Source organism: Microbulbifer maximicatervae (SeqCode), assembly GCF_052468095.1.
Genome location: NZ_CP174332.1, coordinates 4,244,310 through 4,271,246 on the forward strand (window position 1 = coordinate 4,244,310; position 26,937 = coordinate 4,271,246).

At 48.5% G+C, this 26,937-nt stretch carries 23 protein-coding genes; 15 read left to right on the top strand and 8 right to left on the bottom strand.

Translation table 11 applies throughout. From position 1 onward, the window contains the following. Nucleotides 1-14 precede the first annotated feature (14 nt). The 12 genes from ACJJIL_RS18745 to glpQ all read left to right on the top strand — a co-directional run bounded on the left by ACJJIL_RS18745 (nucleotide 15) and on the right by glpQ (nucleotide 13,349). A complete protein-coding gene (locus ACJJIL_RS18745; RefSeq protein WP_445360491.1) occupies nucleotides 15-2,105 on the top strand; it encodes a PEGA domain-containing protein in 2,091 nt (696 codons plus the stop codon). A gap of 9 nt (nucleotides 2,106-2,114) precedes the next feature. Next, nucleotides 2,115-2,324: a hypothetical protein gene (locus tag ACJJIL_RS18750; RefSeq protein WP_445360492.1), complete on the top strand. Its 210-nt coding sequence runs from the start codon at nucleotides 2,115-2,117 to the stop codon at nucleotides 2,322-2,324. 24 nt (nucleotides 2,325-2,348) lie between these two features. After that, complete coding sequence (locus tag ACJJIL_RS18755; protein ID WP_282934287.1) at nucleotides 2,349-3,143, top strand: MotA/TolQ/ExbB proton channel family protein; 795 nt, start codon at nucleotides 2,349-2,351, stop codon at nucleotides 3,141-3,143. A 38-nt stretch (nucleotides 3,144-3,181) separates the two neighbouring features. Then, nucleotides 3,182-4,486, top strand: coding sequence for a hypothetical protein (locus ACJJIL_RS18760; RefSeq protein WP_444912110.1), 1,305 nt, complete (start codon nucleotides 3,182-3,184; stop codon nucleotides 4,484-4,486). Further along, the gene (locus ACJJIL_RS18765; RefSeq protein ID WP_282934290.1) at nucleotides 4,476-5,558 is read left to right on the top strand and encodes a vWA domain-containing protein; all 1,083 of its coding nucleotides are present in this window, start codon (nucleotides 4,476-4,478) and stop codon (nucleotides 5,556-5,558) included. Before ACJJIL_RS18760 ends, ACJJIL_RS18765 begins: the two co-directional genes overlap by 11 nt. Then, nucleotides 5,555-6,559 (top strand): VWA domain-containing protein, encoded by a 1,005-nt coding sequence (locus ACJJIL_RS18770; protein WP_445360493.1) that lies wholly within the window; start codon nucleotides 5,555-5,557, stop codon nucleotides 6,557-6,559. Before ACJJIL_RS18765 ends, ACJJIL_RS18770 begins: the two co-directional genes overlap by 4 nt. 23 nt (nucleotides 6,560-6,582) lie before the next feature. Continuing rightward, nucleotides 6,583-7,245, top strand: coding sequence for a hypothetical protein (locus tag ACJJIL_RS18775; RefSeq protein WP_282934292.1), 663 nt, complete (start codon nucleotides 6,583-6,585; stop codon nucleotides 7,243-7,245). Between the two features lie 12 nt (nucleotides 7,246-7,257). After that, the gene (locus ACJJIL_RS18780; protein WP_444892778.1) at nucleotides 7,258-7,920 is read left to right on the top strand and encodes a hypothetical protein; all 663 of its coding nucleotides are present in this window, start codon (nucleotides 7,258-7,260) and stop codon (nucleotides 7,918-7,920) included. Between the two features lie 30 nt (nucleotides 7,921-7,950). Next, nucleotides 7,951-9,414 (top strand): M48 family metalloprotease, encoded by a 1,464-nt coding sequence (locus ACJJIL_RS18785; protein WP_445360494.1) that lies wholly within the window; start codon nucleotides 7,951-7,953, stop codon nucleotides 9,412-9,414. A 100-nt stretch (nucleotides 9,415-9,514) separates the two neighbouring features. Then, complete coding sequence (locus ACJJIL_RS18790; protein WP_445360495.1) at nucleotides 9,515-11,146, top strand: long-chain fatty acid--CoA ligase; 1,632 nt, start codon at nucleotides 9,515-9,517, stop codon at nucleotides 11,144-11,146. 529 nt (nucleotides 11,147-11,675) lie between these two features. Next, nucleotides 11,676-12,095 carry a hypothetical protein gene (locus ACJJIL_RS18795; protein WP_445360496.1) on the top strand — a complete coding sequence of 140 codons (420 nt, stop codon included), beginning with the start codon at nucleotides 11,676-11,678 and terminating at the stop codon, nucleotides 12,093-12,095. A gap of 165 nt (nucleotides 12,096-12,260) precedes the next feature. Next, nucleotides 12,261-13,349 carry a glycerophosphodiester phosphodiesterase gene (glpQ, locus tag ACJJIL_RS18800; RefSeq protein WP_445360497.1) on the top strand — a complete coding sequence of 363 codons (1,089 nt, stop codon included), beginning with the start codon at nucleotides 12,261-12,263 and terminating at the stop codon, nucleotides 13,347-13,349. A gap of 45 nt (nucleotides 13,350-13,394) precedes the next feature. Here glpQ and ACJJIL_RS18805 read toward each other — a convergent pair whose 3' ends face one another. The 3 genes from ACJJIL_RS18805 to ACJJIL_RS18815 all read right to left on the bottom strand — a co-directional run bounded on the left by ACJJIL_RS18805 (nucleotide 13,395) and on the right by ACJJIL_RS18815 (nucleotide 16,646). Beyond that, entirely contained in the window at nucleotides 13,395-14,174 is a 780-nt protein-coding gene (locus tag ACJJIL_RS18805; protein WP_444892773.1) for an enoyl-CoA hydratase, read from the bottom strand. A 215-nt stretch (nucleotides 14,175-14,389) separates the two neighbouring features. After that, entirely contained in the window at nucleotides 14,390-15,310 is a 921-nt protein-coding gene (locus ACJJIL_RS18810; protein ID WP_444914776.1) for a dimethylarginine dimethylaminohydrolase family protein, read from the bottom strand. An 88-nt stretch (nucleotides 15,311-15,398) separates the two neighbouring features. Beyond that, the gene (locus ACJJIL_RS18815; RefSeq protein WP_445360498.1) at nucleotides 15,399-16,646 is read right to left on the bottom strand and encodes a Zn-dependent hydrolase; all 1,248 of its coding nucleotides are present in this window, start codon (nucleotides 16,644-16,646) and stop codon (nucleotides 15,399-15,401) included. A gap of 129 nt (nucleotides 16,647-16,775) precedes the next feature. Between ACJJIL_RS18815 and ACJJIL_RS18820 the strand changes: the two genes are divergently transcribed. Beyond that, the gene (locus ACJJIL_RS18820) at nucleotides 16,776-17,558 is read left to right on the top strand and encodes a tryptophan 2,3-dioxygenase (RefSeq protein WP_413664361.1); all 783 of its coding nucleotides are present in this window, start codon (nucleotides 16,776-16,778) and stop codon (nucleotides 17,556-17,558) included. 124 nt (nucleotides 17,559-17,682) lie between these two features. On the opposite strand, the gene ACJJIL_RS18825 is transcribed toward ACJJIL_RS18820, so the two are convergent. Both ACJJIL_RS18825 and ACJJIL_RS18830 read right to left on the bottom strand, forming a co-directional pair. Then, nucleotides 17,683-18,108: an ExbD/TolR family protein gene (locus tag ACJJIL_RS18825; protein WP_413664360.1), complete on the bottom strand. Its 426-nt coding sequence runs from the start codon at nucleotides 18,106-18,108 to the stop codon at nucleotides 17,683-17,685. A 185-nt stretch (nucleotides 18,109-18,293) separates the two neighbouring features. Then, nucleotides 18,294-18,746, bottom strand: a complete 453-nt coding sequence (locus ACJJIL_RS18830; protein ID WP_444914780.1) for a methylglyoxal synthase — start codon at nucleotides 18,744-18,746, stop codon at nucleotides 18,294-18,296. Nucleotides 18,747-19,018: 272 nt separating this feature from the next. On the opposite strand from ACJJIL_RS18830, the gene ACJJIL_RS18835 reads away from it, so the two are divergent. Both ACJJIL_RS18835 and ACJJIL_RS18840 read left to right on the top strand, forming a co-directional pair. Next, the gene (locus ACJJIL_RS18835; RefSeq protein ID WP_282934304.1) at nucleotides 19,019-19,423 is read left to right on the top strand and encodes a hypothetical protein; all 405 of its coding nucleotides are present in this window, start codon (nucleotides 19,019-19,021) and stop codon (nucleotides 19,421-19,423) included. A gap of 1,184 nt (nucleotides 19,424-20,607) precedes the next feature. Continuing rightward, nucleotides 20,608-21,525: a hypothetical protein gene (locus ACJJIL_RS18840; RefSeq protein WP_413664357.1), complete on the top strand. Its 918-nt coding sequence runs from the start codon at nucleotides 20,608-20,610 to the stop codon at nucleotides 21,523-21,525. Between the two features lie 70 nt (nucleotides 21,526-21,595). Here ACJJIL_RS18840 and ACJJIL_RS18845 read toward each other — a convergent pair whose 3' ends face one another. From ACJJIL_RS18845 to ACJJIL_RS18855, 3 genes are all read right to left on the bottom strand, one after another. Then, nucleotides 21,596-22,516 (bottom strand): phosphoribulokinase, encoded by a 921-nt coding sequence (locus tag ACJJIL_RS18845; RefSeq protein ID WP_444940044.1) that lies wholly within the window; start codon nucleotides 22,514-22,516, stop codon nucleotides 21,596-21,598. An 83-nt stretch (nucleotides 22,517-22,599) separates the two neighbouring features. After that, nucleotides 22,600-25,749, bottom strand: coding sequence for an efflux RND transporter permease subunit (locus tag ACJJIL_RS18850; RefSeq protein WP_445355082.1), 3,150 nt, complete (start codon nucleotides 25,747-25,749; stop codon nucleotides 22,600-22,602). Next, the gene (locus tag ACJJIL_RS18855; protein ID WP_445360499.1) at nucleotides 25,746-26,909 is read right to left on the bottom strand and encodes an efflux RND transporter periplasmic adaptor subunit; all 1,164 of its coding nucleotides are present in this window, start codon (nucleotides 26,907-26,909) and stop codon (nucleotides 25,746-25,748) included. The genes ACJJIL_RS18850 and ACJJIL_RS18855 overlap by 4 nt, the downstream gene beginning before the upstream one ends. Between the last annotated feature and the right edge of the window lie 28 nt (nucleotides 26,910-26,937).

A 26,937-nucleotide genomic window follows, 5' to 3' on the forward strand; every position in this document is an offset into this window, starting at 1 on the left:
ATAGGGAAACATAAATGACAGTGAAGGAAGCAGTACCTGTCCAGGATGAAAAGCCGCCAGTTCAGGAACAAAGCCTGATTGAGCCAGTTGGATTCACCCCGGTACAAATAAAATCTACCCGCGCGCGACTCTTTCTTTCTAAGCGAGCATTGATTGTCGCAGGTTGCCTTTTACTCGCTATTTTTGCACTCAGCTATCTGATTATGGCGCGGTCATTAATCTTTGATACCAACCCGGTTGATGCCCGCATCAAGGTCAGTGGGTTCGCCATCCCTCTGGGCGATGGCCATTTGGTTTTACCTGGTAATTATCAATTCACGATCAGTGCCGACGGCTATTTACCCCAGAGCGGCGAAGTCGAAGTAAAACGTGACGGACACAGTCGCCACTCTGTTTCCCTGGAAAAACTTCCAGGCCACCTACAGGTTAAAACAACGCCCCCTGTACCAGTAAAAATCCTTATTAATGGACGGGAAGTACCCAATAAGAATGGTCTTGTGGAAGCAATCAACGCAGGTCCTATGCGTGTGACTATCCTATCAGACCGGTACTTGCCGTTCACCCGTGAAATCAATGTTGAGGGGCTAGACAATACCCACACACTGGAGGCCGTGCTTCGACCGGCCTGGGCCAATATCACCGTCAGCAGCAACCCTCCCGGGGCCACGGTCACGGTTGAAGGAAAAGTTCTCGGCAGAACACCACTGACCACTGAATTAGTTCAGGGCGACAGAACCGTGTCCATTTCACTGCCGGAACATAAAACTGTCGATATTCCTGTCGCTGTTACAGCCGGTGTCGATCAAACGCTAGCAACCGTCAGCCTGGGACCCGCTGATGGACTTTTACGCGTTGTTACAACCCCAGAGGGAGCGGGAGTGACAGTCAACGGAGAGTTTCGCGGTCATACCCCACTGGAACTGGAATTGGCCTCCGGCCACAGGCATAGACTTCGCTTCTTCAAGGATGGCTACGCCTCTATTGAGCACACAGTTGACCTCGGTGCTGGAACACAGCGGGACCTGAATATAAACCTAAATGCTGTGTACGGCAGGGTTCACGTCAGTAGCGTCCCTCCAGATGCGGAAGTTTACATTGATGGTCAATACGCCGGGAACAGTGGACAAACTTTCAACCTGCCAGCCCGCAGCCATAACATTGTCGTACGTAAACAGGGCTACCAGGAATTTGACACTCGTGTCATTCCCAGCACCAAACTGGAGCAAACTGTCAGGGCGGTACTGCTTACATCCGAACAAGCGCGCTGGAGAGAAACCCCATCAACTTTGCGTCACGCAGCTGGCGGCACCATGAAACTCATGCGCCCCAACGCCGTATTTACCATGGGATCATCCCGGCGAGAACAGGGGCGGCGGGCAAACGAGGTTATGCGTCAGGTATCTCTAAATCGGCCTTTCTATATTGGGACCACTGAAGTTACCAACCGGGAATATCGGCGTTTCAAGCGCCTGCATACCTCAAGCCATGTCAATGGTGTCAGTCTCGACAATGACAATCTGCCAGTTGTAAATGTCAGTTGGGTAGAGGCAGTGCTATTTTGCAATTGGCTCAGTGAAAGAGACGGCCTTACACCGGTCTATTTGACGGAAGCCGGGCGTGTTGTTGGCTTTGATGGCGCAGCCAACGGTTATCGTTTACCGACTGAAGCCGAATGGGCCTGGGTTGCACGATACGATCAAGGCACCATGAAAAAATTCCCTTGGGGAAATGAGCTACCAATAAAGAGCAATTCCGGAAACTACGCAGATACTACTGCCACAAAACTAGTTCCTGCAGTCCTTCGCACCTACAGTGATCGTTACGCAGCTACCTCACCGGTAGGTAGCTACAGTCCTAATGCTTTTGGTATTTATGACTTGGGTGGAAATGTCTCTGAATGGATTCACGATCTATACACGATAGGGACCGGATTATCCCGACGTATCGAAGAAAACCCTGTCGGTCCAGAGGATGGGGACTTCCATGTAATCCGTGGTTCCAGCTGGCGTCATTCGGGACTGACTGAGTTGCGCCTCTCCTACCGTGATTACGGAGAATCCGCTCGTAATGATATTGGCTTCCGCCTTGCCCGCTGGGTGAATTAGGAGACTAGTGTGAAATATTTATTACTTACTTTACTGCTTCTATTTATCAACTTTGCGTACGCAGAAGATGAAAACAAGCCGGAAGAGAACCAGCAAACAGCGGCAGTAATTCCCAAGAAAGAAGCACCAATAACTAGGAATAAAAGTAATTCAGATGACTATAAGGCCTCGGAAGAAATCTCCGAAGACTTATCGGTTTCCTTTCCCGTAGATATATAGAAATAGCTTCTAGCGAGTATCGCCATGAAATTTAAATCATCGGATTTTGTCTTCCAGGTCTTTGCTCTTCTGGGGTCTATTATTTTGGTCCACGCGATTTATGTCGCCATTATTCGCCCTAATGCAGATGCGCTAATTGAGGAGCAACTGGCGAGGGAGGCCGCTGGGGAAACCTACGTTCAACAACGCTCTATCTACATTGTGATGCGCGACTATGAGCAAGAGGCCTGCTTTGTTCTGATGTTGTGGGCAATGGCCATTATGGGACTAAAGGCACAGAGAAGCATTCGCGAGCGAAAATTACTGGACAAAGCTCTACTTAATATCAGCGAGGGAACTCCTATTCTTCCCGAGGATACCCGTGATTTATCCCGCCCGATACAAGCCCTTCCTGAAGAGGAACGACGATATTTAGTTCCCAGGGCACTACTCACCGCCCTGCAGCGATTCGGTTCTACCAAGAATGTCGCCGCCGTTTCCAACTCTGTAAAAGAGGTTTGCGAAACTGAGGGAGACAGACTCGACTCTGAGCTGGCAATGGTTCGCTATATTACGTGGGCTATTCCATCTATCGGATTTATTGGCACGGTACGAGGTATCGGCGAAGCATTATCACAGGCGCATCGAGCCGTAGAGGGGGATATAGCTGGCGTGACGGTAAGTCTGGGGGTCGCGTTTAACTCTACCTTTATCGCCCTGGTAATTAGTATCGTCATTATGTTTTTCACTCACCAGCTACAACTCATGCAGGAGCGCCTGGTGTTGGATACACAAAGTTACTGTGACAACCGCTTACTGCGTTTTCTGAAAATCAGCTAGCGGTTTTACCTGAATAAGTCGTAGCGAGGAATAAACCCATGGGACAAGGCGTCCTGGAAATAAATGACTGCGGATTACGTGTATTTTCAAATACTAACGAGGTACTGGAAAGTCCTGGAATTGCAGTTATTGAACACAATAAAATTCATATTGGTACCTCAGCTCAAATGCGTGCCAGGAGCCATCCGACTCAGGTTAACAACCAGTTTTGGAGAAGACTGAGCCTCGAGTCGCTAAAGTCAGAAAATCAACGCTGCCGCCACCATGCCGACTTGGTCTACTGCCACCTTCAGGAAATAGCGGAGCACTGTGACCTTCCCGATGAAATTGTTCTCGCTGTTCCCGGCAATTTTACCCACGAACAACTGGCCTTACTTCTGGGAGTTATTAAAGTCAGCGATATCAATATCGTAGGCATTGTTGATGCAGCAACCGCGTGCCTGGGTAATTTGGCTCCTGCAGGAATCCAACTGCATATCGACCTACAACTCCACCAGACACTGGTAACAAAGATTGCTGTGGATAAGCAAGCCACGGTGAAAACGGTAGAAACTGTTGCCGACGCAGGACTACACAACTTCCAGGAATCCTGGGCTCGCGTATTTACCGATGCATTTATTATGCAGTGCCGATTTGACCCTCTCCATTCAGCTGAATCAGAACAGCAACTCTATGATTTGATGCCCCAGTGGACTGATCGAGCGATGCGTCACGGAGAAGTTCTAGCTGAACTTGATGATCGAACAGCAAAGATCAGCCTGCGGCAGCTTCAAGATGCAACAACCCCTCTCCTATCCCGTATACGAGCAATGATTGAAAACCTGGAGGAAAGTCAAAGTGTGAGTTTTATCTCCCATCGCTGGGCTGATATTCCAGGGGGAATTCAGCTTGCCCAACGTGTACATCTTCTCTCAAGAGACTCCATTGCACATGCCATCAATCATCGCTGGAAAGAATTGCGCAGTGATAGCAGTACATTGAAACTGATCAACTCTGTCACTGCCCTCCCCCCTAGCGAGGTCAAGGTGCATGTAGAGAAATCCTCAGAAACCGTAGCGACACATTTACTTTTTGGCCACAAGGCACTGGCCGCCCAGGAACCTCTATTCGTTTTCTGGCATGACGAGAAATTTCAAGTCACCCCAACACCACCGGAGCACCCTGCCGCAACAGTCACAAATCATGCCGGCAGACTTGCTTTGCGGGTGGATGCTGGAATTCAGCTCACACTCAATGGAAAAGAGATTGAGTCACCCGTTAATCTCAACGCCGGCGATACAATTGGAGTTGCAGATTATCAAGATGTGATAACTGCGATTAGCGTGGAGCGATATGGGGCGTAAAAAGCGTCGTTTTTCCACATTTAGCCTGTCCTTCCTCGATATCATGTCCTGTGGTTTTGGGGCAGTAGCGTTAATTTTTCTTATTATCAAACACGGCTCCGATCACCAAGTTGAAGTAGAGACTGAAGATCTCACTGCCGAGGTGAACCTTCTGGAAGAGGAGGTGGAGTTTGGACAGGAACACTTGGTTCAAGCTAGAAATACTCTGGATGTCGTTAGTGATGAACTGGTTGAGGCTCAAGGGCTTGCCAGGCGCATTTTGGAGCAAATAGAGGAAACCAAAGGCAATATCGCTGAAATCGACAGTATCGATGAAGAAGAGGATATCAAGAGGCTACAAGATAAACTCAAAAAACTGGAGCAGGCGAAAAAGAACCTTGAAGAAGAAAATAAAAAGCTGGGAAATAACGTTCGCAAGTTTGTCGGTGATGGGGACCGTCAATACCTCACCGGCCTGCGCCTAGGCGGTAATCGTATCCTGATTCTGTTGGATTCATCGGCGTCTATGCTCGGCGACGAGCTTATTAAAATAATACGCGCCCGTAACATGTCTTCACCGGTAAAACGCAAAACTGAAAAATGGCGCAGGGCCGTCAGCACAGTCTCCTGGCTTACTGCTCAGTTTCCCAGGGATAGCCAATACCAGATCTATACTTTTAATACCTCTTTTCGTGCCGCAATCGCCGGTACAGAAGATCGCTGGCTCAATGTAGATGACCGCGACCAGTTGGACCAGGCTATCAAGGGGCTAGATGAAGTAGTGCCGGAAAATGGTACCAGTCTAGAGAGAGTATTTAACGCTATTAACGCTATGACACCACTGCCCGACAACATTATTCTCATTACCGATGGGTTACCGACTCAAGGGATGAGTGCGCCCAGAAAACCCACTATTTCTGGTAGAGACAGGCGCAGTCTATTCAAGCGCGCGGTCAAAGTGCTCCCCAAGAATATCCCCATCAATGTCATTCTTGCCCCTATGGAGGGGGACCCATTTGCGGCTAGTGAATTTTGGAAGCTGGCGATGCAAAGCAAAGGCTCTTTCCTTGCACCTTCGAGGGACTGGCCATGATAGGAGCGCAAAAAAAACGTCGCCAGGAGGAGTTCAGCATTTCCTTCCTGGATGTTATCTGCTGCGGATTTGGCGCAATTGTATTGCTACTGATGATCGCCAAGACTGCAGAACCGATTGTATTAGAGGAAGCTGAAGTAGACCTCGAAGGGCAGGTATTGGAACTACAGCAACAGCTGGCGGAAATCCGTGGTGAGACCACAGTTATCAACCGGAACCTAAATTCCAAGCGAGAACAAATCGATATCGAGCGCAAGAGAATTGCCAACCTGCGCGGTGAGTTGGAAGCACTTCAAGCGGAATTTGCCAGTAAAACCGAAGGGCAAAGTGAGGATGGCAAACTCAAAGGTGAGCTGACCATTGCACTACAATCCATCACTGATGAAATGCGTCGCCTACTGGGCGAGAACTACCAGCGTAAAAACAATGTTATTGGCGGAATCCCTGTCGACAGCGAATACATTCTCTTCATTATCGACACCTCCGGCAGTATGTTTAATTACGGCTGGGACCGAATGATGGCGGAGATGGTCAATACTCTAGACCTTTATCCCAATGTTAAAGGTATCCAGGTCATGAATGATATGGGGGACTATATGTTCTTCAATTATCGAAACAAGTGGATACCTGATACCCCAGGGCGCCGCCAAGCGATACTAAAGCGGTTGAAGTCCTGGAATCCTTTTAGTAACTCCAGCCCTGTTGAAGGTATCCAGAAAGCCGTCCGCAGCTTTTATGATCCCAGTAAGAAAATCAGTATTTATGTGCTTGGCGATGAATTCACCGGAAAATCAATCCGCAGGGTTATGTTAGCTGTCGAACGGGTAAATGCTAAGCACGGTGAGGGAAAACGAAATATCAGAATCCATGCAGTAGGATTCCCTGTACAGTTCTCTCGCCCTCCACACCTACAAACCACAGGACTGCGCTTTGCGGCCCTTATGCGCGAGCTCACCTATCGAAACGGCGGCACTTTCGTGGGGTTGAATGACTTTCGCTAGTTAAATGATTCAAGGAGGAACATATGAGGTATAGGTCGACTTCCTTTGGACACCTAAAGGTACTTATTCTTGTAAGTTTCTTCCTGGGTGCTTGCAGTCATACAGTACAGGTGGATGGCAATTACCCTGCCCCGATAGGTGATCAATTGCCAATAACCGTAGGCTTCTACCTCAGTGAGGACTTTAAAAGTTTCACTTATAAAGAAGACAGTGAAGATCGTGAAGAATGGAATATAAGCACAGGCAGAGCACAAAAAAATCTGTTTGAAACAGTATTGGGTTCCATGTTTACCGATACCGTATCTCTATCGAGTTATCCACAAGAAGTCCCCGCCAATGTCGAACTGGTGATAGTTCCAGAAGTGCGAGAGCTGCAGTTCACAATGCCCAGAGAGACAAGGGTCAATATTTTTGAGGTATGGATTAAATACAACATGACCGCATTTGACCCCAGTGGCGGACAGGTTGCCAACTGGGTAATAACCGCATACGGAAAAACCCCTACCGCATTTTTACAGTCCCAGGAACAGGCATTAACTCAGGCGATAAATATCGCCCTGCGCGATGCCGGAGCAAACCTCTATACCGGGTTTGGGAAAGTTCCTGAACTACAGGCCTTTCTCTCTGGGAAACGTCGATCGCTATCACTGAGAGAAATCAAGGTGAAAGCCAAAAAGGCTGAATAAGAGGAGTAAATCGTGTTCAAGCCACTTCTAGTTGCAGCGATAGTCTTTATTAGCGGTTGTACCACTGTCGTAATTGATGAGTATCGACGCTCCGATGGTGAGCTTGCCGAAGGAGATTCTGTCGTCATCCTGGGCCGCCGTCACTCCAGTGAATATGAAACAGAGCCTGATTTAATTGCCTGTGTTGGTAGAGAACTACACAACCCTGAGTTAGGTGTAAACATTATTCCAGAGCAAGACTTTGTCGATCTTATGTACCCCTGGTTTGAACCCAGGACAGCACCTATGCATGTTCGCTCCCTAGATCGCCTGATGGAAAATGAAAGTGTGCGTGAGCGAATGGAAACCTATGGAGTGAAGTACATCGTCTGGATTGATGGTTCGACGGAGACCACAGCCAGTGCCGGCTCTATCAGCTGTACCATCAGTACCGGGGGTGCAGGGTGCTTTGGCTTTGGGACCTGGGATAAAGAATCTGACTACGAAGCAGCAGTATGGGATTTCAGGGACCGCGAACTGTCTGGGAAACTTAGCGCAGATGCCAAAGGAACCTCCTATATGCCCGCAATCGTGGTTCCAATACCACTAATCGCCAGAGTCCAGAATAATGCCTGTAAAGGAATGGCGCTGCAGCTCCAACAATTCTTGATGCCAGCAGTAACACCCAGTTCATAAAAATTAAGACGCTACGGGAGGCCAGGGGTAATGAAATTTATCGAGCGTGTTTTTGCCAGCGCTATCCTAATACTCAGTGCAGGCTGTGCATTTAACCCTGCCACCAATAAGCCTGACCTGGTTCTAATGTCTGAGGACAAGGAGATCTCCATCGGTCGGGAGATGCATGAAAAGCTGATAGAGAGCACTCCAATCTATAAAGACCCAGTCCTAACCGCTTATGTTAATCATGTCGGGCAAAAAGTTGCCGCCGCCAGCGACAGACCGGATATCAAGTACCAATTTACGATCATCGACAGCCAGGATATCAACGCATTTGCCCTTCCCGGTGGGTATATCTACATCAACCGAGGCCTTCTAACTTACCTGCACTCAGAAGCTGAAATGGCCGCTGTACTAGCTCATGAGATTGGCCATATCACCGCCCGCCATGCGGTAAGGCAAAAAACAGCTGCGACCGGAGCCAGCGTTGTATCAGTATTGTCAGTTTTGGTTACCGGTAGTGGTGTAGTCGGAGATGTTGCAAATTTATATAGCACCGCTGCAGTGAAGGGTTACGGCCGCGAGATGGAACTGGAAGCGGATCGCTTCGGAGCCCAATATATGTTCAACGCTGGTTATGACCCCCAGGCCATGATCAATGTTATTGGGCTATTAAAGGATCAGGAGACATTTGCCCGACGCCGTGCCCGTATTGAGGGCAAGAAACCGCAAACTTACCACGGGGTTTTTGCATCTCACCCTAGAAATGACCTTCGCCTACAGGAAGTTGTAAACGCTGCAGGCCAGCTTCCCGAAGATAACAAAGAAACCAAAGTAGAATACTATCGGGAAAAAACAGATGGCCTTGTGTACGGACAGAACACACAGCAGTCCACTAAAAATCGCTACAATCACAAGCGGCTGGGTTTCTCCCTTCTATTTCCCGATGGCTGGTTGGTAGAAAATCAACGTTCAGCCATTGTCGGCTCTGCACCTGATAAAAGTGCACAAATTACCATTACAGTTACCCAACGCGATGGCAACCAGCCCGCTGACATGGCTCTGCGCTCAGAGTTCGATCTACGACAACTGGAGAAAGGGGAGAAACTCAATCAATATCGACTTGAAGGCCATACCGGAAAAATTCCACCGCTTGAAAAAGAGGATGCAGATCCAGACAGAATTGCGGTAATTTTTTATGGTAGCAGACAATTTGTACTGCAGGGAAAAGTCACAACTGATGAAGACTCAGATCCAGAAGCTATTGATAAATATGACAATTTATTCCTGACCAGCATTAGAAGCTTCAGGCCGCTACGACAAACTGACATTGTAGAAGAGAAGGACATCAAACGCTTGCGCTACGTCCAGGCTAATGAAAAAACTACTTTTGCCTCCCTGGCAAAACATATGGAAATCGGCGAATATGCAGAGGAGCAATTACGCCTCTTAAATGGTTATTATCCCCGAGGAGAACCCAAGCCCGGAGAATGGATAAAGATCGTTCAATAATTTTATAAGAATCAGCCCCTAATCCTTTTTCTATCACCCCCCAAAATTTTGGAGGGTTAGTGTCTATCTGAAAATAAAAGATAATAATAAGGAGTAAGTGATGAATGGCATGATGATGCAATCCCAGCTCATCCTCACCGGTATTATGAAGCATGCTCTAAGCAACTCACCGGATGGTGAGATTGTTTCAGTTACCTTGGATAACCCCGATTTTCGTTATAGCTATCAACAAGCTTTTGAGCGAGTCTCGCAATTGGCAAATGCACTACAAAAGCTTGGAGCCAATGATGGAGATCGAATTGGTACTCTTGCCTGGAACGATCACCGGCATTTTGAACTCTACTACGCAACTTCTTGCAGCGGGCTCGTTTGCCATACCATTAACCCCCGGCTTTTCCCTGAGCAAATATCTTACATTATTGAGCATGCCGCAGATCGATGGCTGTTTATTGATCCACTATTCATGCCCCTAATCGAATCTCTGGCAGAATATCTAGATTCGATTGAAGGCATCATTGTGCTAACTGATAAAGCACATATGCCCGCCACAAGCCTGAGCAATGTTTACTGCTATGAAACATTGATTGCAGCAGAGCCCACTGAGTTTCAATGGCCTGAATTAGAGGAAGAGAGTGCAGCAGCACTCTGTTATACATCAGGCACAACAGGCAATCCCAAAGGGGTGCTTTATTCCCATCGCTCTCTGATGCTGCATACCTACGGCGTATTGATGCCAGATGTCTTTGCGATTAGAAGGGACGAAGCCATATTGCCTGTTGTTCCCATGTTTCACGTCAACGCCTGGTCAATACCCTATGCGGCACCGGCTGTTGGAGCAAAACTCGTGTTACCTGGCCCCAAAATGGGGTGTGGAGAAACGCTCAGTCAATTAATTCAAAAGGAAGCCGTTACTATCGCTGCCGGCGTTCCAACCGTTTGGCTCGCCCTGCTCAAGTACCTGCGGGAAAGTGAAGAGACCCTACCCAGCTTGAATCGAGTAGTCGTGGGTGGATCGGCTTGCCCCTGGAGTATTATGGAGGAATTCGAGCAAAAGCATGGGGTATATACCCATCACGCCTGGGGCATGACTGAGATGAGTCCGCTGGGAACCTTCAATGCCCGCATACCTGAGAACCTCTCTAAAGACGAAGCACAGACCCTCAGGCTCAAGCAGGGCCGAGCGGGCTTTGGGGTCGAGATGCGTATTGTAGACCCAGAGGGAAATACCTTGGCACAAGACGGGCTGGCTTTTGGAGCCCTACAAGTGCGTGGTCCCTGGGTCTGTGAGCGCTACTACCAATCCAAAGAGTCAGCACTTACCGAAGACGGCTGGTTTGATACCGGTGACGTTGCCACGATCGATACTGACGGCTACCTGACAATCACTGATCGCACTAAGGATGTTATCAAGTCCGGCGGCGAGTGGATTTCCTCTATTGAGCTGGAGAATTTTGCTATGACACAGGCGGGAGTATCCGAAGCCGCTGTTATTGGGGTTGCCCATGAAAAGTGGGCTGAGCGGCCTCTGCTGATCATTGTTCCCGCTGAAGGCAAAACACTAAAAACTGAGGAGATTCTGGCATCCTTTAAAGGGCATTTTGCCAACTGGTGGATTCCCGATGACTGTGTCATTGCCAAGGAAATCCCCCATACGGCTACAGGCAAAGTCAGCAAAAAAGACCTTCGGGAAATCTATGCCGACTATCTATGGTCTCACGAAGCCACCGTGTGAAGGGGATTAAGACACTTTTGGCAGGCATCATCGCGGCATAGTAATGCGTTGCACTGTAATAACGCAATTTATCCTGCCTCAAGTCTTGATTAAATTTTGACGGCGCTGAAATAGCGCCGTTTTAGAATGCTTAACTTCCTGCTAATACCTAAACCAGCGGTCCAAGACGATACACCAATTTATAATCAAGCCCTTTTTAGAGTACTACTCCTTACCCTCTATTCCACCGGTTCCTCTGTAGGCGACAATCTTTGCTGGCTGACTATTAACCCTCATCGATTCATGGTTTCCGAGCTGACTGGATATCGGTTTATCTTCTATTGACTTACCTAGGCGCACTAGCCATCCAGAATTGTCTAGAATTATCTTGAGTAGAAGTATCTGACTGTGGATATCCTGGAATATCTCAGTCCATGTGAGAGTGAATAGGGAATTTACACTTCCTTGCGTTGGATGGCACTGGCTTACAATCTAGCCATTATCATACTCCTCACAGCAACGGCATTTACTCATTAACGAGGAAGTCACAATGAAGAAATTATTCAGTTTGGTAATCGCTGCAATAATTGCCATTTCTACAAATACCCTAGTTTGGGCAGATAATGACCATGCCGCACAACTTGCGGAGCGCTTAGAGGCAACCAAAGCCAAGCTTAACCTCTCTGATGAGCAGGTAGAAAAAGTAAAGCCAATCCTGGAATCAGCCAATGAACAACGCCGCCAAGTGCTTGCAAAATACGGCGTTAACATAGAAAGTCCCTCTGGCGCTATCCAAAAGATGAGCTTTCGTGAGAAGCGCCAGTTAGGCAAAGAAATGGCCGCTATCAGAAAATCTACGCTCAGTAAAATGTCCACCGTACTGACGGATCAACAATTAGCAGAGTTCAATAAACTTCAAGAAGAAAATCGAGCAGCCTTCAAAGCTAAGCTTCAAGAGAGAAGAAATTAAAGTCACCAGAGTTCATAATGCCTATCAGATAGACGAAGCCGCGCTGAGTAGCTCTACGCTCGCTCTGCGAAAGCCTCGCCCTGGCGGGGCTCTCGTATTCAGTTATATCCCTGTCATATTTCTCTGCTAGAAAGTGCCCCACAATTCATCACGGGCCTTTATCACATGTTAAAAAACATTCTATCAGTAGTGTTGATTGGCTTTTCTGTAGCCGCAACACTAACCTGCGCGGACAACTTTGATCAGAGAAATAAACAAACTATTGTGGTAGCTCATAGAGGTGCCTCTGCCTACCTACCTGAACACACCCTCGAATCCAAAGCGCTGGCTTACGGTATGCGTCCAGACTATATCGAGCAAGATTTGGTACTCAGCAAAGATAATCACTTGATCGTAATGCACGATATTTATCTAGATAGCGTAACTAATGTCGCCAACGTTTTTCCCCAGCGCGCTCGCGATGATGGTCACTTTTACACTATCGATTTTACCCTGACCGAACTTAAACAGCTTCAGGTATCAGAGCCCTTCATAGATAGTGAGGATGGACTTCAAGCAAAATATCCCGAGAGATTTCCAATATGGAAATCTAGCTTTAAGCTGTCCACCTTTGAGGAAGAACTGGAATTAATTCAGGGGCTTAACCGATCTCTGGGCTACGATATTGGCATCTACCCGGAGATTAAAAAACCCTACTTCCATCACTGGGAAGGAAAAGATATTGCCTCTATAGCCTTGCAATCACTCAAGAAATACGGCTATACCGATCGCGATCACAAAGTTTTTTTCCAATGCTTTGACGCAGAAGAGCTCCAGCGAGTTAAATTTGAGCTGATGCCCTCCATGGGGATGGATCTATCATTAGTTCAATTGATCGCCGCTACCGACTGGGGGGAAAAATTGGTCGAAGTGAATGGAGAAATTGAAAAGTACAATTATGACTGGATGCTGCAACAGGGGGGCTTGCGCAAAATCGCCACCTACGCAGATGGGATTGGCCCCTGGTATCCTATGTTAATGGAAGTAACGGATGGCCAACCAAGAGCTAACAGTGTTGTCCGCCGGGCACACCGCAGACAGCTAGAAGTTCACCCCTATACCTTCCGCGCGGATACAGGCAAGGTACCCGAAGAATTTGAAAGCTTCGAGGACTTCCTGCATTTCGCTGTATATCAGCTGCGCATTGACGGTCTCTTTACCGACCACCCCGACAGAGCCGTTAACTATCTTTCCCGGGGACATAGGGATCGTTAAAAAATGAAATCAGAAAAAAGGCCGCATAGTGCGGCCTTTTTTTACTTAATCAAACTTGGAGAAGTCCGCTGGTCTCTTCTCCATAAAGGCCATAGCAGCCTCTTTAAACTCATCAGATGCGAGGCGCTCCTTAAAGTAACGGCCTTCGTCTTGAATAAACTCTAACCCTTTCTCTTGAGTTGCTCTGCGCAAAAGCTGCTTAGTTAAACGCAGGGCGGCCGGAGCTTTCCTCGCTAACTCAGCTGCGGCTTCACGTGCGCGAACTATGGCCTGTTCTGGTGCCACTGCGGCATTACAGATACCAATCTCAACGGCTTCCTGAGCACTAAAACGCTTGCTCAACAATAACAGTTCAGAAGCTTTGGCATGGCCGGCGATCCTGGGCAATAAGTAGCTGGAGCCATACTCTGGACACAGCCCCAGGTCCACAAACGGCATCTGGAACATGGCGTCGTCTCCAGCAAAAGACAGGTCGCAATGCAACAGCATGGTCGTACCAATACCTACTGCGGGGCCATTAACGGCTGCAACTACCGGCTTGGGGAAGTGGTAAAGAGCACTCATAAACTGGAAAACCGGAGACTCCTCCCCTTCGGCAGAGCCGCCCAGGAAATCTGTCAGGTCGTTACCACTGGTGAATATGCCCTCAGCACCGGTAATAATCGCGACGCGAACATCCGGGTTTGTAGCTGCGCTATTCAATAACCCTGCCATCGCGGTATACATGGCCATAGTCAGAGCATTTTTGCGCCCGGGTCGATTAATCGTAATCTCGAGGATGCGGTCCTTAAGCTGAGCCTGAATTTCAGCGCATTCGCTTTGCATATTGTTCTCCGGGGTAAGAAGTAGATTGGGCTACTCTCAGTAGCCTAATTATGGAACCCCAACGGAAGCCACTTTTAATCCGCTGTAGGCCATCTATTTAGGAGATTCATATTAACCGCTACTCCCAGAGGTTCGAGTTCCTAATCAACCACTTTCGTTGACGGGATTAACCCGGTCACCAGTGACCGGGCCCTCTAGGTAACCAGCAACAGTAATCAAACTTTATTGGCTGAATCCCGGCGCAGAGGTTGGCACATGCAATGAACGCCACCGCCCCCCGGAGTAATCATTGAAATATCCGGGTCGATAACTTCCAGGCCATGTGCGCGACACTTCTCTGCCAGTCCGGTATTGGCCTTAGGTAGCATCACTCGATCGTTCCCCAGGGCAACGACATTCACTCCAAGTTCCAATACCTGCGGGAAGGGAATATCGATAATCTCTATATTTCGGCTTTTAAACCACTGCACCAGCTCCGGCTCAACAGCATCAACACAAATTGCTGCCAGCTTTTCCGCAAGCATGGCTACCATCACATCAATATGCAGGAAGAACGGATCGAACTGGTAGCCTTTAACTTCCCAGCCCTCTTTCTCCACCCAACTTTTCATCTGCTCAAATCCCTGCGGGCTGGTGCGTTCGCCAGAGTAGCCACACAGAATAACACCGGGCTCTAACACCATAAAATCACCGCCCTCCAGAGAGCCTGCGGTGATAATGTCGTAAATAGGGATATCCAGCTCTGCATATTTCTTCACTATGGGCGCCCACTCACCACGGCGCCAAGGGCTGAACATCTGAGTCACGATAGGCCCCCAAGGGGTCATTACCGAAGAATCGCGACCGTAAATTTGGTAGGGCAATGTGCTGTCCGCTGGAATTAGGTGCGTATTCACTCCTGCGTGGCGGTAGGCATCGAGCATCTCTCCATGCTGTGCCACTGCCACCTTGTGATCAAACTTCATTCCGAGGCGCTCAGCACGTCGTGCGCTCGCGTTACCAGTGCGCCAGCTGAAGTTATCCACAGGCCCAATTAGAACATCCCTCAGTACACCGTATTCTGAATCCATCCCCCATTCACTCAGGGGTGCCGTACCGCCGTTATCCTGACGGTGCTTCAAAGTAAAATTACTCATTCGCCTAAATTCCAACTTATTATCAACTATGCCAAAACAAAGACAGTGCAACGCCGACAGTTGACAGAAGCACTTGTTTTACTGCTACTTAAGCCTGCTCCGCACTGTTTAGCATTGCGTGAAGCAACACATTACAACCCGCCTCAAGATGATCCGGCTCCGCCGATTCCGCTTCATTGTGCGACAGCCCTCCTTCACAGGGCACAAAGATCATAGAGACAGGGGCGACTCGGGAAACATATACGGAATCGTGCCCAGCACCTGAAACCATCTTGCGATTGCTATATCCCAAGGTCTGCACAGCACTGCTAACTGAATCAATGCAATGCTCATCAAAGGCGACTGGAGGTGAGTACCACTCTTCCCGAATATCGACTCTGGTACCTGTCTCTTCCTGTACTTTTTCAGCCGCCCTATACAAGGCTTTATGCAGATGGTTTAACCCTTCAGGTAACGGGTGACGGAGGTCCAGTGCCAGCACAACCTCTTCAGGAACTGTATTTCGGCTGCCCGGCGCCGCCCTTAAATCCCCACAGGTCATGCGCGCATCTTCTGAATACTCCCGGACTTCGCGATACATACGCTCGCACAGAATAGACATTGCTTGGACCGGATCACGGCGGTCCTCCATCGGAGTTGGACCCGCATGGCAAGGCGTTCCGTAAAAAGTTACGTCATACCAGCGAATACCCTGTACACCGGTGACAACACCAATTACCTGATCCTGTTTTTCGAGGATCGGGCCCTGCTCGATATGCGCTTCAAATGAAGCCTTAATAGCCCTCGGCTGAGCGGGCTCAGTACCGAGATAACCGATCCGCTCCAACTCTTCACCAATGGTGATGCCCGATTTATCCGCGCGGCTGTGCCCATACTCCAAGCTAAATTCGCCAGCCCAAACCCCGGAGCCCACCATTGCAGGAGAGAAGCGCGCACCCTCCTCATTAGTCCATACAACCACCTCTAATGGGGCCTTGGTCCTGATACCTTGATCCTCTAGAGTGCGTAGAACTTCCAGGCCGGCAAGTACGCCATATACACCGTCAAATTTGCCACCCGTGGGCTGGGTATCCAAATGAGAACCAGTCACTACCGCAGGCAAGCTGTTATCTGCTCCCGGTCGGCGGGCAAAAATGTTGCCCATCTGGTCCACTCTGACCTCACAGCCTATATCTCGGCACCAGCGCACGAAAAGGTCGCGCCCTTCACGGTCTTCATCTGTCAGGGCTTGTCGATTGCATCCGCCCGCTGGGGTCGCGCCTATCTCAGCAATTTCCATCAGGCTATCCCAAAGGCGAGAGCCATTGACACGTAGGTTTTGCGCTGGGTTTTCCATTAAAAGAGCTCCGGGCTTTATAATGGGTCCAATATAAATCACTTTGCCGTAATTTTTGTTTTGATCCACACCGGCTAAAGAGAGCATTATTTTGTAACTGGTCAAAACACACTCAGGAAGCAGCTGACTATGACAATAACTTATAGCTCTTACCTAAAAGTAGATGAGCTTTTGCAGTGCCAGAAACCCCTTTCCGATGGTCCCGAGCACGACGAACTACTTTTCATTACTATTCATCAAAGCTACGAGCTCTGGTTCAAGCAAATGTTGCATGAACTGGATTTCCTGGTGCGACTGTTCAACGCAGGGGAACGCAATCGCGCTTTGCATACACTTAAACGTGTCGACACGATTTATCGCACTTTGATTCAACAGGTCGATATCCTGGAAACCCTCACCCCACTGGAGTTTATGTCTTTCCGCGATCGACTATCCACAGCCAGTGGTTTTCAGTCGTACCAGTTTCGCGAGTTGGAATTTCTTTACGGAGCCAAGGACCCGAAAAAACTGGAAAACTATACCCCTGGCTCAGAGCACTACCAGCGCTTGATGAAGCGCCTTGAGGCGCCGACCCTTTGGGATGCTTTCCTAAACTTTTTGGTTCACGAGGGGCATAAGGTACCCGCTAATGAGCTTGAAAGGGATTTTAGCCAAGTTGCAGAGCCTTCTTCAGCCGTCCAGAAAATACTGATCGATATCTATCGCAATGATCCACTGGTAAGTGAAATCTGTGAGGCTTTGGTGGACATCGATACTTCGTTACAACAGTGGCGTTACCGACATGTAAAAATGGTCGAGCGAACAATTGGCAGGAAAATGGGGACTGGTGGATCGAGCGGAGTAGGTTATTTACAGGGAACCCTATTTAGACCGGTTTTCCCCGACCTCTGGGCAATTCGTTCAGAATTCTGATATCGGATTTCATTTGAGGGGTACTTAAGTACCCCCAATTTGTGACCAGTTCAAAACCATAATTCACAAATGAAAAAAGCCAGCAATATGCTGGCTTTTTAAGCGCGGGTAACTCACCGGGAACTTAGTCCTCGTAAGGTACCAGGGAGACCTGAATACCCAGGCTCACTTCCTTCGCGGCATCCGCAATCTGTACGTAAGTATCCGCACTAGACTTGTTGTGTGCACGCACAATCACCATTGCCTGCGGGTTCTCCGCATACATCTGAGCGATACGGGCCCGTACAGCACGGCTGTCAATACGGCTGCCATCCGCCATGGTGATTTCATCATTTGCGCTAACCATCAACAGAATATTCTGCTTGGTAGGATCTGGCTCAGCATTGCTAGTCTCATTCGGATCAGGCACATTCACATCCAGCGCCTTCTCTTTAACAAATGAAGCAGTCACGATAAAGAAGATCAACATGATAAACACAACGTCCAACATGGGCGTCAGGTCGATATCTGCCTTTTCTTCTTCTACGGCCTTTCCGCGTCGTCTACTCATAAAACACCGTGCAATTTTCAAATATCAGGGGTGCCGGATTGACCGGTCTAATCTGGTGGGCAAGATTGCCGCGATTTCGCAAGCATTGCAAGTGCGAGCGATAACAGAGATAAATAAACTTTAAAAATCAATAAGTTACAGAATCGAGCCGATAGAAAAGATCAAATTTTAAGCAAAAGTTCCGACTAACGTCCTGCTAGATAGCTGTGATAGTCAGGCACCTCATGCTCGAAGGATTGATCCATCAATGGTGACTGTACCACCATATCTGCACTGCTCTGGTTGCAAGCCACAGGGATATTCCACGCTGCAGCGATACGCAGTAGTGCCTTGACGTCCGGGTCATGGGGCATGGGCTCAAAGGGGTCCCAGAAGAATATCAGCAAGTCCACCTGCCCCTCGCTAATTCTCGCTCCGAGCTGCTGATCACCTCCCAGAGGGCCACTTAAGAGCTTTTCGACACTTAAACCCGTCGCATCTTCAATTTTTCCACCAGTAGTCCCCGTAGCCAGTAACTGGTGTTGTTTGAGCAGACCGTGATGTCTGAGACACCACTGAATCATGGCATCTTTACGGTTGTCATGGGCTACCAGAGCCACTCGCTTTGTCGCCGGCAGTGCTTTAGCAATAAATTCCATTTGAACCTCAATATCAAGAGTCTCTTTTATAGTATCTCAAATAAGCACCGACAGATTTGATTTTCCCGTAGGTTTAGTCCCTGTTATCGCATCCCAACTCCTTTATAAAGACTTCCAAAATTACTACAAGACGATTCATTAGACTCGAAGAAGTAATGTGGATTAATTCAAAGACCTCTTTATTCATTGTTATCTAGAGTAAGATCCCCCTGAACGCAGCCCCCCTCGCTATAATGCAACAGCAAGAAACCGGACCTTTATAAGGAGTAAGTATGAGCGTAGGAGCCTGGGAGCCACAGGTAAGTGGCCCACAAAATGAAACCAGTGAAGAATTCAACCGGGAGCAGTTGCTCAGACTTATCGAAATTGCAGAGTCAGATAAACCTTTTACAGAATCAGTAGGAGCATTTGAAAAAGTACCCTCCACACTTATTCGCCTTCCCTTCCAACACTGGATCGAAGAGAGCGAACATTGGAACAGTGCCCAGCTATGGCAACTGATTCGCTTCTTTACCTTGGCAGAGATGAATCTGCCCGGCTGGGACGCCGGCGCTGAGTCTGCAGTAATTCCCCTCGCCAAAGTACTCAAGCAACGCTCGACGCCATTAACAAAAGAACAACTGTTATGGATTCGCCAGAATTCCAACAATCGTTATTTGCCCTACGGGCCACTATAAAGCTACACGATTGACTCCATATCACCCCAGTGACAGAGATATTCTGTTACTGGGTCAGTCCTCTCTCCCTCTCCCATTGCAAAACTCATAAGGTTGCCTTTGGTAAGAGCAGCCACTCCAAAGCAGAAGCATTGCCCATAAAAATATCATTAAGATTGTTGATCAACGTACGGATAATCAGGACTGCATTCAAATAGCTTCTGGTATTACTTGCCTCTGAATAACTGCCCTCTACTCCTTTTATGACTAGCAGGGATGTCACGTGATAGCAAAACAAAGGACTGGAGACCAAGCGCTCGCTTTCTCGGTAATTAAAAAGACCTCGACTGAAGAGCACAAACTAATACAGTTCCGTCCCATTATATACATGGTTATAACTAGATTTATCACTGGTTTACTTTCCGCCATGTAAAAGTAAACCTCGCAGCAGTAATGGCAGATCCCGGCAGCCAAGACCCCAAATACCCCAACCGCTTGGTACTTACATACGGGGCGCTAGATCCCGTACATGAGTGTGAGTTCTCCCCCAGTTTTTAATTCCTTACTAAATATCAGGGTACGGCAATAGGACTCAAGCTGTCTCTGACATCTTGACACTTGCCAACTTTCCGCAATTTGAATATCACACTTCAATACGCAAGGTTACACAACCAGCTATGGAGGTTGCCCGCTAATTGACGCAGGCAAAAGCTCGCAGTTAAGTTTTGTTAATCCGGCTCTCTGTTAATTGATGAACAGAAACTATCTGCCACCATCAAAATCCAACTATAAAAGCCAAAACAACTAAACCAACAGGTTCATAAAGCTTACAAAATTACTCAACTATTTAACGCCACTGATACTGACTTGATACAAAGAATATTGAAGTTAAAGAATCACCAGTAATGAGTGCTTTCAAGTTCCCAAAAAGATCAAAAACACAGTTCAAACGGCCCCCAATTGAAAAATATGTAAAAAAAAGCCATTTTTTTTACATTAAATAGAAAAAAACCATCTAAAGGACTTGCAATTAGGTATACAAATAAGCTGCAATTAGCGCCGCTAGCTTGGGGGGACTCACTATCAATTGTTTTCTGCCGAAAACATGCATCTTGGACGGTGCCTAATTCCGTTAAAGATGGCTGAGAATAATTGATAGGAATGCCCCCACTTACTAAAACAATTCATTTTGCAGGGATATTTAAATGGCTACTAAAAAAGCTGCTCAAGTCGCTACCAGCGACGTCGCAAAAATGGAAGCGGAGCTACGCTCCCTTACCGCTAAACTGGAAACTGCCCGCCTTAAGCAGGAAAAAGACCTGACTGTCAAAGCCGAGAAATTGGCAAACAGTGCCAAGAAGGCTGCCGCTAAAGCAAAAACTACTCAAGATAAAGTAGCGACTGTTAGAGCTAAGAAAAAGACTGCTGCTCAACAGCAACAGCTGAAAAAAGCACGTGAAGCCGCCGCTGCAGCTAAAACTGCTGCAACTGAAGCCAAAACTGCCGCAACTGAAGCCAAAGATGCACTGGCTGAAATCAAAGCCGCCAACAAGCTGGCTTCTCAGGTAGCTAAGATCGTCGCTAAAGAAGAAGCTGCTGTAGCTAAGAAACTGGCTGCTGCTGAAAAGAAAAAAGCCGCTGCCGAAGCGAAGAAAACTGCTGCTGCCGCTAAAAAAGCCGCTGCTGCTGACAAGAAGAAAGCCACCGCAGCTAAGAAAAAGCCCGGCCGCCCAGCTAAAACTGAAGAAGCCAAGAAGAAGCCTGGTCGTCCCGCTAAGACCGAAGAAGCTAAGAAAAAGCCTGGCCGTCCCAAAAAAGACGCCACTGAAGCCAAGAAGAAGCCCGGTCGCCCAGCAAAAACTGAAGCCGCTAAGAAAAAGCCCGGCCGCCCCAAAAAAGCAGAGACCGCAGCCGCCGCAGCAACTGATGCTGCTCCTGTAAAACGCGGTCGTGGCCGCCCACCTAAGGCAGAATCCGCACAAAAGAAGCCCGGTCGCCCAGCAAAAGCGGAAGCCGCTAAGAAAAAGCCAGGGCGCCCCAAAAAAGCAGAAGCCACAGCCGCAGCAGCAACTGAAGCTGCTCCTGTAAAGCGCGGTCGCGGTCGTCCGCCCAAGGCTAAGTAAGCCAGCGCTTAAGTAAAACTGATTTATTCAGTTAGTTTAAACCCTGGCCTCGCCAGGGTTTAAACAGATCTTACTGCATCCGCAAGCCCTTCACCTGATGGTCCTCCCCCAACTCAATAACACAATCTGCCCAACCCGGCATATCCTCTAGCAAGCTCCGCGTCACTCTTTCGTAGTGTTGTACAAACTGAACAATTTGTTGATCTGTCATCCCCATTCCGGAGCGAACCCTGAGTTTATGTTCCTGTAATTTACGCCACTCAACGATACATTCCATACTCGGCGCTTTGAGCATCACCCATACATTGATAAGCGAAAAAAGATCTCGATAAGAATCTTCCAACTGTTGATTAACAAAATTTCGCCATTCGCCAGTACTATCTTCCCTGCACTCCAGTTCATTGAGCGATCCTTCATACCCTTCTGAAGGCTTGGCTCCTAGGCACCATCCTTCGAAGATAACAACATCAACTTGCCCCCTGAATACGGGCCACAAGTGCTTAGGGATCCGATCATCACGTCCTTTATCAAACCTAGGTAATGCGATAGCGGAATCACTACTGGATGCACACAGGGCCTTGAGCGTGCTGATCCCCAAGCCAATATCATGGGTTCCCGGCACACCGCGAGTTTCGAGTAAAGGGTGTACCTGTGTAGCCAGCTTGCGGCGCTGTTCCAGAGTTAAATAGATATCATCCAGAGACAAAACACAGCAGCGATAGCCCATCGCCTGGTAAATACATTGCCACACATCCGCCAGGGTCGACTTGCCGGTACCCTGCCCCCCACTAACCCCAATTATTAATGGATTGCTGCGCTTATGGCGAGTCAGTACCCAAACTCCGAGGGGAAGAAAAATTTGTTCGAGCACCAGGAGGAAATCGCATGGTAATTGATGCTCACGCAACAGCTCCTTAAAAGGTCCCGATAAACTCTCCTTAAGCTGTCCACTACGCTCTAAAACTTCATTCGGCCATTTAGCCTTATTCATAAATTCCCCGCTATAAAAACGGGGGCCTAAGCCCCCGAACTTTGTGATCACTAATTATGATTACAGTACTTATATAGCCGTCACTAACTTGCTACCGACTCAATAACCCCCTCTGGATTACCCCTCTTCTTGGAGCGGCCCGGTAGTACTAACATAATGGGTGTAACCAATAACGTCAGCAAAGTGGAAAAGGTAAGCCCGTAAACAATTGCACTGGCTAGCTTCACCCAAAAAGAGGCTATCACTCCATCGACAACAATATTGCGCCCGACCATATCCACACTGACGCCTAGCGCCAGGGGCAACAACCCGAGGATAGTTGTTGCCGTTGTCAAAAAGACCGGTCTCAGCCTCTGTGTCGATGCCTTTACTGCTGCTTCCGTTGGTGTGAGGCTTGGCTCATTCTTACGCACGAAATTATAGGTATCTATCAGTACAATATTATTGTTCACCACGATTCCAGCCAGCGCCACAATACCCACTCCAGTCATAATCACACTGAAGGTGCTTTGTGTTATTAGCAGGCCAAACATCACTCCCAAAGTGGACATAATCACAGATGAAAGTACCAATAAAGACTGATAGAAGCTGTTGAACTGTGTTACTAACAGGATAAACATTAAAAACAGAGCCAGGAGGAAGGCTATGCCTAGGAATTGAAAAGACTCATTCTGCTCCTCGTCCGCCCCACGGAATAGCAGCTCAACCCGGTTATCCACCGGATTAGTCTGCAACCACTTCCTTATTTCCTTCACTTTGTCATCCGGCAGAATCCCCTCTTGCGCATCAGCCTTAATTTGCATGCGAGTAATTCCGTCGATTCGCTCAATCTTATCGACCTTGGGCATGGCTTCCGTATGTACGAAACTGCTAATCGGAACGGTACCCTGCACGGTATTAACTTTTAGCTGATCGAGCGCGGCTATGCCTCTGGCACTTCTGGGGTACCTGATACGTATATCTACTTCTTCATCCGTATCATCGGGTCGATATTCTGCAACCCGGACGCCATTGGTAACCAACTGCACCGCCCTGCCAACTTCAGTTAGATCGGCACCATATAGAGCAGCCTTGGCTCGATCGACTTTCACTTCCCACTCGATACCAGGTAGTGGCGCGGTGTTTACAATATCTCGCAACCCGCCAATTTCCTCCATTGCACGGTGTAGTCGCCAGGTTTCCAGCAGTAGCTGCTCATAGTTCTGACTGCGCAACTCCAGAACAATATCCTTGCCCACCGGCGGTCCTCCCTCCATTACATTTGCGGTTACTTTAATTCCGGCAAAATCTGAGGTGCGGGAACGGATATCGGCAAAAATGTCGCGGCTCCGTCGCTCGCGTTCCTCTGCGGGATAAAGCTCCACTAACATATTGGCGATTTGATCTGGAGAACGATCAGAATTTCCAGAAATTCCGCCAGAACCAATAGTAGTGTGAGCTATTCGGACCTCAGGCACACTAAGCACGGCTCTTTCCACTTGCACCACCAGGGCTTTTTTCTCCTCCATGGACAAATTGCCCTGGGCCCTAATTTCTACATTGCCGTATTGCTCTTCTGTATCCGTGAAAAATTCAACACCCGCACCAAAATTGACAAAGCCAATAAAGATGGCAACCAGAATGGCAATAGTGGTTAAGAACCCACCCAATGGGCGCTGCAGAACCTTCTCAAGAATACGCGCATACCAGCCGGTAATTCCAGGCAGGGCTCGAGGTAAGCCATCCTCTAACTGGCTCAGGTAGTTACGAGTAGAGGCATCCATTGCGCTTTTGCCAAATAGTGAACCCAGCACAGGAGCAAAAAACAGGGCGTACAAGAGTGACCCCGCCAATACTGCAAATACTGTAACGGGCAGGTAACGCATGAAGTCTCCCACCACTCCAGGCCACAGCATAATCGGCAAAAATGCTGCAAGGGTAGTCGCCGTTGAGGCAACTACCGGCCAGAACATCCGACTGACTGATGCAATATAGGACTCCCTTGCTGACAAGCCTTCAGCCATTTTCCGATCGGCAAACTCGGTAATCACAATGGAGCCATCAATTAACATACCGAGGGCCAGCAACATTCCGAACATCACCATAAAGTTAAACGAATAACCCAGATACCAGGTGATGATGGAACCAAACAGCAAAGAGAAGGGCACTCCCAGTCCCACCAGAATTCCCGAGCGAAAGCCGAGCGCGGCAACGACAATAATCATTACCAATAGCATCGCGGTCAGGATGTTTCCCTGCATCTCACTGACCATATCCCGTGCAAAATCAGATTGGTCAAAAACAAACTCAACCGTAATTCCCTGCGGCAAAACACCAAATTCAGCCTGAACGACTTCCCGGACTCGATCCGCGACATCGACAGAGCTGGCATCGTTGCGCTTTTCAACATTAATAGCGAGCCCCGGACGACCATTGATACTGGTGTAGCTCACTGCATCTTTGAAGGTTCTGCGAATATCTGTAACAGCACCCAAGGTCACAACTCCATCGCGTGACTTCTTGAGCGGAATTTCATAAACATCCTGAGCGGTCTCAATCAACCCAGGGACTTTCACTGAAAAACGGCCCCGATTGGTTTCCAGCTCCCCTGCAGGAATTAGGAGATTGTTCCCCAATACCGCATTGATTAACTCCGCACTGGTGATTTGATAGTGCTCCAGTCGCACCGGATCAATCACTGCCTCTACAACCTCCTCCCTATTACCGTGGAGATCTGCACCGAGCACCTCAGGGATACTCTCTATCTTTCGCTTAAGCAATTCAGCCGAGCGCAGTAAAACCCGTTCATTCACTTGCTCGCCGGATAGGGTAACGACAATGGTGGGGAAAGGTTGAGCGGATACTTCCTCCACGGTGGGCTCGTCGGCATCCCGGGGCAGCTCAGCCCTGGCCCGCTCTACAGCATTGCGAATATCATCGACGGCATCATCTACACCAATGGCAGAGTCAAATTCAATCACGATATATGCAAGGGATTCCCGGGCGACAGCAATCACCTCGACAACCCCTTCTACCGCACGAATTTCCTTCTCCAGAGGTCGGACCAACAGGCGTACACCATCCTCTGGGGAAATTCCCTCGTGAGTGACCTGTACAATTACAAATGGAGGGTTCACCTCAGGGCTTGATTCAATTGTCATCGCTGCGCGAGCAACTATGCCAATTAAAACAATCAGCAGCATCAGGCATATTGTACTGCGATTTCTTTGAATAGCGCTTTCCAACAGCTTCATCGCGAATCCCCCTCGGGAATCACTGAAGTTTCGGATACCGGAGTCACCTCAGCGGAATCTAGTGGGGAAGCTTCCTTCGCTTGGTTCTCCCGGGAAAACTCCTCCCCAGTTTTCAGTATTTCTGCACGAACCAAATCTCCCGTAGTGACATATTCTTGTCCCACAGTAATCAGAGTCACTGTGTCGGGCAGTCCAGAAACCCAGACGCCGCCATCACCATCCCCAACCAGTGAAACATTAATAAATTGCACTCGGTTTTTATCATTGAGAGTCCGCACCCCCAATTCACCGCTATCATCCAGCGTGAGTAGAGAGGCATTAATATGGTGGGCCGTAATTTCACCGGTCGGGAGGACCAGCTGACCACTCAAGCCTCCGGGAAGTTGATTTCCTGGATTATCTACTGCTACCTCCACTCGGTAAGCCCGAGTAATTTCCTGCGCCTGTTGACTGATATAACGAAGGTATCCGTCTACTAACAGTCCTCTTTGTAATTGGGCTCTCGCCGGCCCGCCCTCAACAAGGCTCCCCACTTGATCCTCTGAAACTTCGCCAACAATTAGGATGGGATCCAAGTCAAGAATGGTCGCGCATTCCTCTCCCCGGCGAATAAAATCTCCCAGCTCCACCGCTCGGCTATTCACTACTCCAGCAAATGGTGCACGAATTTGCAGTTTTTCTACCGTCACTTTGGCACGTGTGTACTCCGCCTTGGTTCGGGCAAGCTCAACTTGCTGCTGCGCCATTGCGGTATCCGACTGCAATCCTTTTTTCTTAAGTTTCTCGGCACCGGCAAAGTCTATTTCTGCTTTGCGTTTTGCCGCTTCAGCTAATGCCAGTTGCTCAATACGATCTTCAGCCTCGATTTCGCAAATGACATCCCCTTGTCTAACTGTCTGCCCTTCCGCTACTGGAAGTGCAGCAATAATGCCATCCAGTTCAGCGCGCAGACGTACATGCCGGTTAGCCTCAGTGCGCCCATTCACTAGTATCTGAGTGGCGTATGGGCTGGACTCAATGATTTGGGCTTGAATTCGCAATTCAGACTCTGGCTTCTTGGCAGTTACCACTTTAGATTCTGACTGCTCATCCTCTGCATCGGAGAATAACTGCCCACTCAGCAGCCATAAAATAGCGATCACCGAAACAATAATTGCCATTCGGTAATTGCGCCTTGACCAGATTGAT

Excerpts from the sequence above, each read along its gene's own strand:
- ACJJIL_RS18795 (WP_445360496.1), top strand. The coding sequence starts at position 11,676 with ATGAAGAAATTATTCAGTTTGGTAATCGCTGCAATAATTGCCATTTCT.
- ACJJIL_RS18760 (WP_444912110.1), top strand. The coding sequence starts at position 3,182 with ATGGGACAAGGCGTCCTGGAAATAAATGACTGCGGATTACGTGTATTT.
- ACJJIL_RS18765 (WP_282934290.1), top strand. The coding sequence starts at position 4,476 with ATGGGGCGTAAAAAGCGTCGTTTTTCCACATTTAGCCTGTCCTTCCTC.
- ACJJIL_RS18850 (WP_445355082.1), bottom strand. The coding sequence starts at position 25,749 with ATGAAGCTGTTGGAAAGCGCTATTCAAAGAAATCGCAGTACAATATGC.
- ACJJIL_RS18785 (WP_445360494.1), top strand. The coding sequence starts at position 7,951 with ATGAAATTTATCGAGCGTGTTTTTGCCAGCGCTATCCTAATACTCAGT.
- ACJJIL_RS18790 (WP_445360495.1), top strand. The coding sequence starts at position 9,515 with ATGAATGGCATGATGATGCAATCCCAGCTCATCCTCACCGGTATTATG.
- ACJJIL_RS18855 (WP_445360499.1), bottom strand. The coding sequence starts at position 26,909 with ATGGCAATTATTGTTTCGGTGATCGCTATTTTATGGCTGCTGAGTGGG.
- ACJJIL_RS18805 (WP_444892773.1), bottom strand. The coding sequence starts at position 14,174 with ATGCAAAGCGAATGCGCTGAAATTCAGGCTCAGCTTAAGGACCGCATC.
- ACJJIL_RS18825 (WP_413664360.1), bottom strand. The coding sequence starts at position 18,108 with ATGAGTAGACGACGCGGAAAGGCCGTAGAAGAAGAAAAGGCAGATATC.
- ACJJIL_RS18835 (WP_282934304.1), top strand. The coding sequence starts at position 19,019 with ATGAGCGTAGGAGCCTGGGAGCCACAGGTAAGTGGCCCACAAAATGAA.
- ACJJIL_RS18755 (WP_282934287.1), top strand. The coding sequence starts at position 2,349 with ATGAAATTTAAATCATCGGATTTTGTCTTCCAGGTCTTTGCTCTTCTG.
- ACJJIL_RS18745 (WP_445360491.1), top strand. The coding sequence starts at position 15 with ATGACAGTGAAGGAAGCAGTACCTGTCCAGGATGAAAAGCCGCCAGTT.
- ACJJIL_RS18845 (WP_444940044.1), bottom strand. The coding sequence starts at position 22,516 with ATGAATAAGGCTAAATGGCCGAATGAAGTTTTAGAGCGTAGTGGACAG.
- ACJJIL_RS18775 (WP_282934292.1), top strand. The coding sequence starts at position 6,583 with ATGAGGTATAGGTCGACTTCCTTTGGACACCTAAAGGTACTTATTCTT.
- ACJJIL_RS18770 (WP_445360493.1), top strand. The coding sequence starts at position 5,555 with ATGATAGGAGCGCAAAAAAAACGTCGCCAGGAGGAGTTCAGCATTTCC.
- ACJJIL_RS18815 (WP_445360498.1), bottom strand. The coding sequence starts at position 16,646 with ATGGAAAACCCAGCGCAAAACCTACGTGTCAATGGCTCTCGCCTTTGG.
- ACJJIL_RS18810 (WP_444914776.1), bottom strand. The coding sequence starts at position 15,310 with ATGAGTAATTTTACTTTGAAGCACCGTCAGGATAACGGCGGTACGGCA.
- glpQ (WP_445360497.1), top strand. The coding sequence starts at position 12,261 with ATGTTAAAAAACATTCTATCAGTAGTGTTGATTGGCTTTTCTGTAGCC.
- ACJJIL_RS18840 (WP_413664357.1), top strand. The coding sequence starts at position 20,608 with ATGGCTACTAAAAAAGCTGCTCAAGTCGCTACCAGCGACGTCGCAAAA.
- ACJJIL_RS18830 (WP_444914780.1), bottom strand. The coding sequence starts at position 18,746 with ATGGAATTTATTGCTAAAGCACTGCCGGCGACAAAGCGAGTGGCTCTG.
- ACJJIL_RS18820 (WP_413664361.1), top strand. The coding sequence starts at position 16,776 with ATGACAATAACTTATAGCTCTTACCTAAAAGTAGATGAGCTTTTGCAG.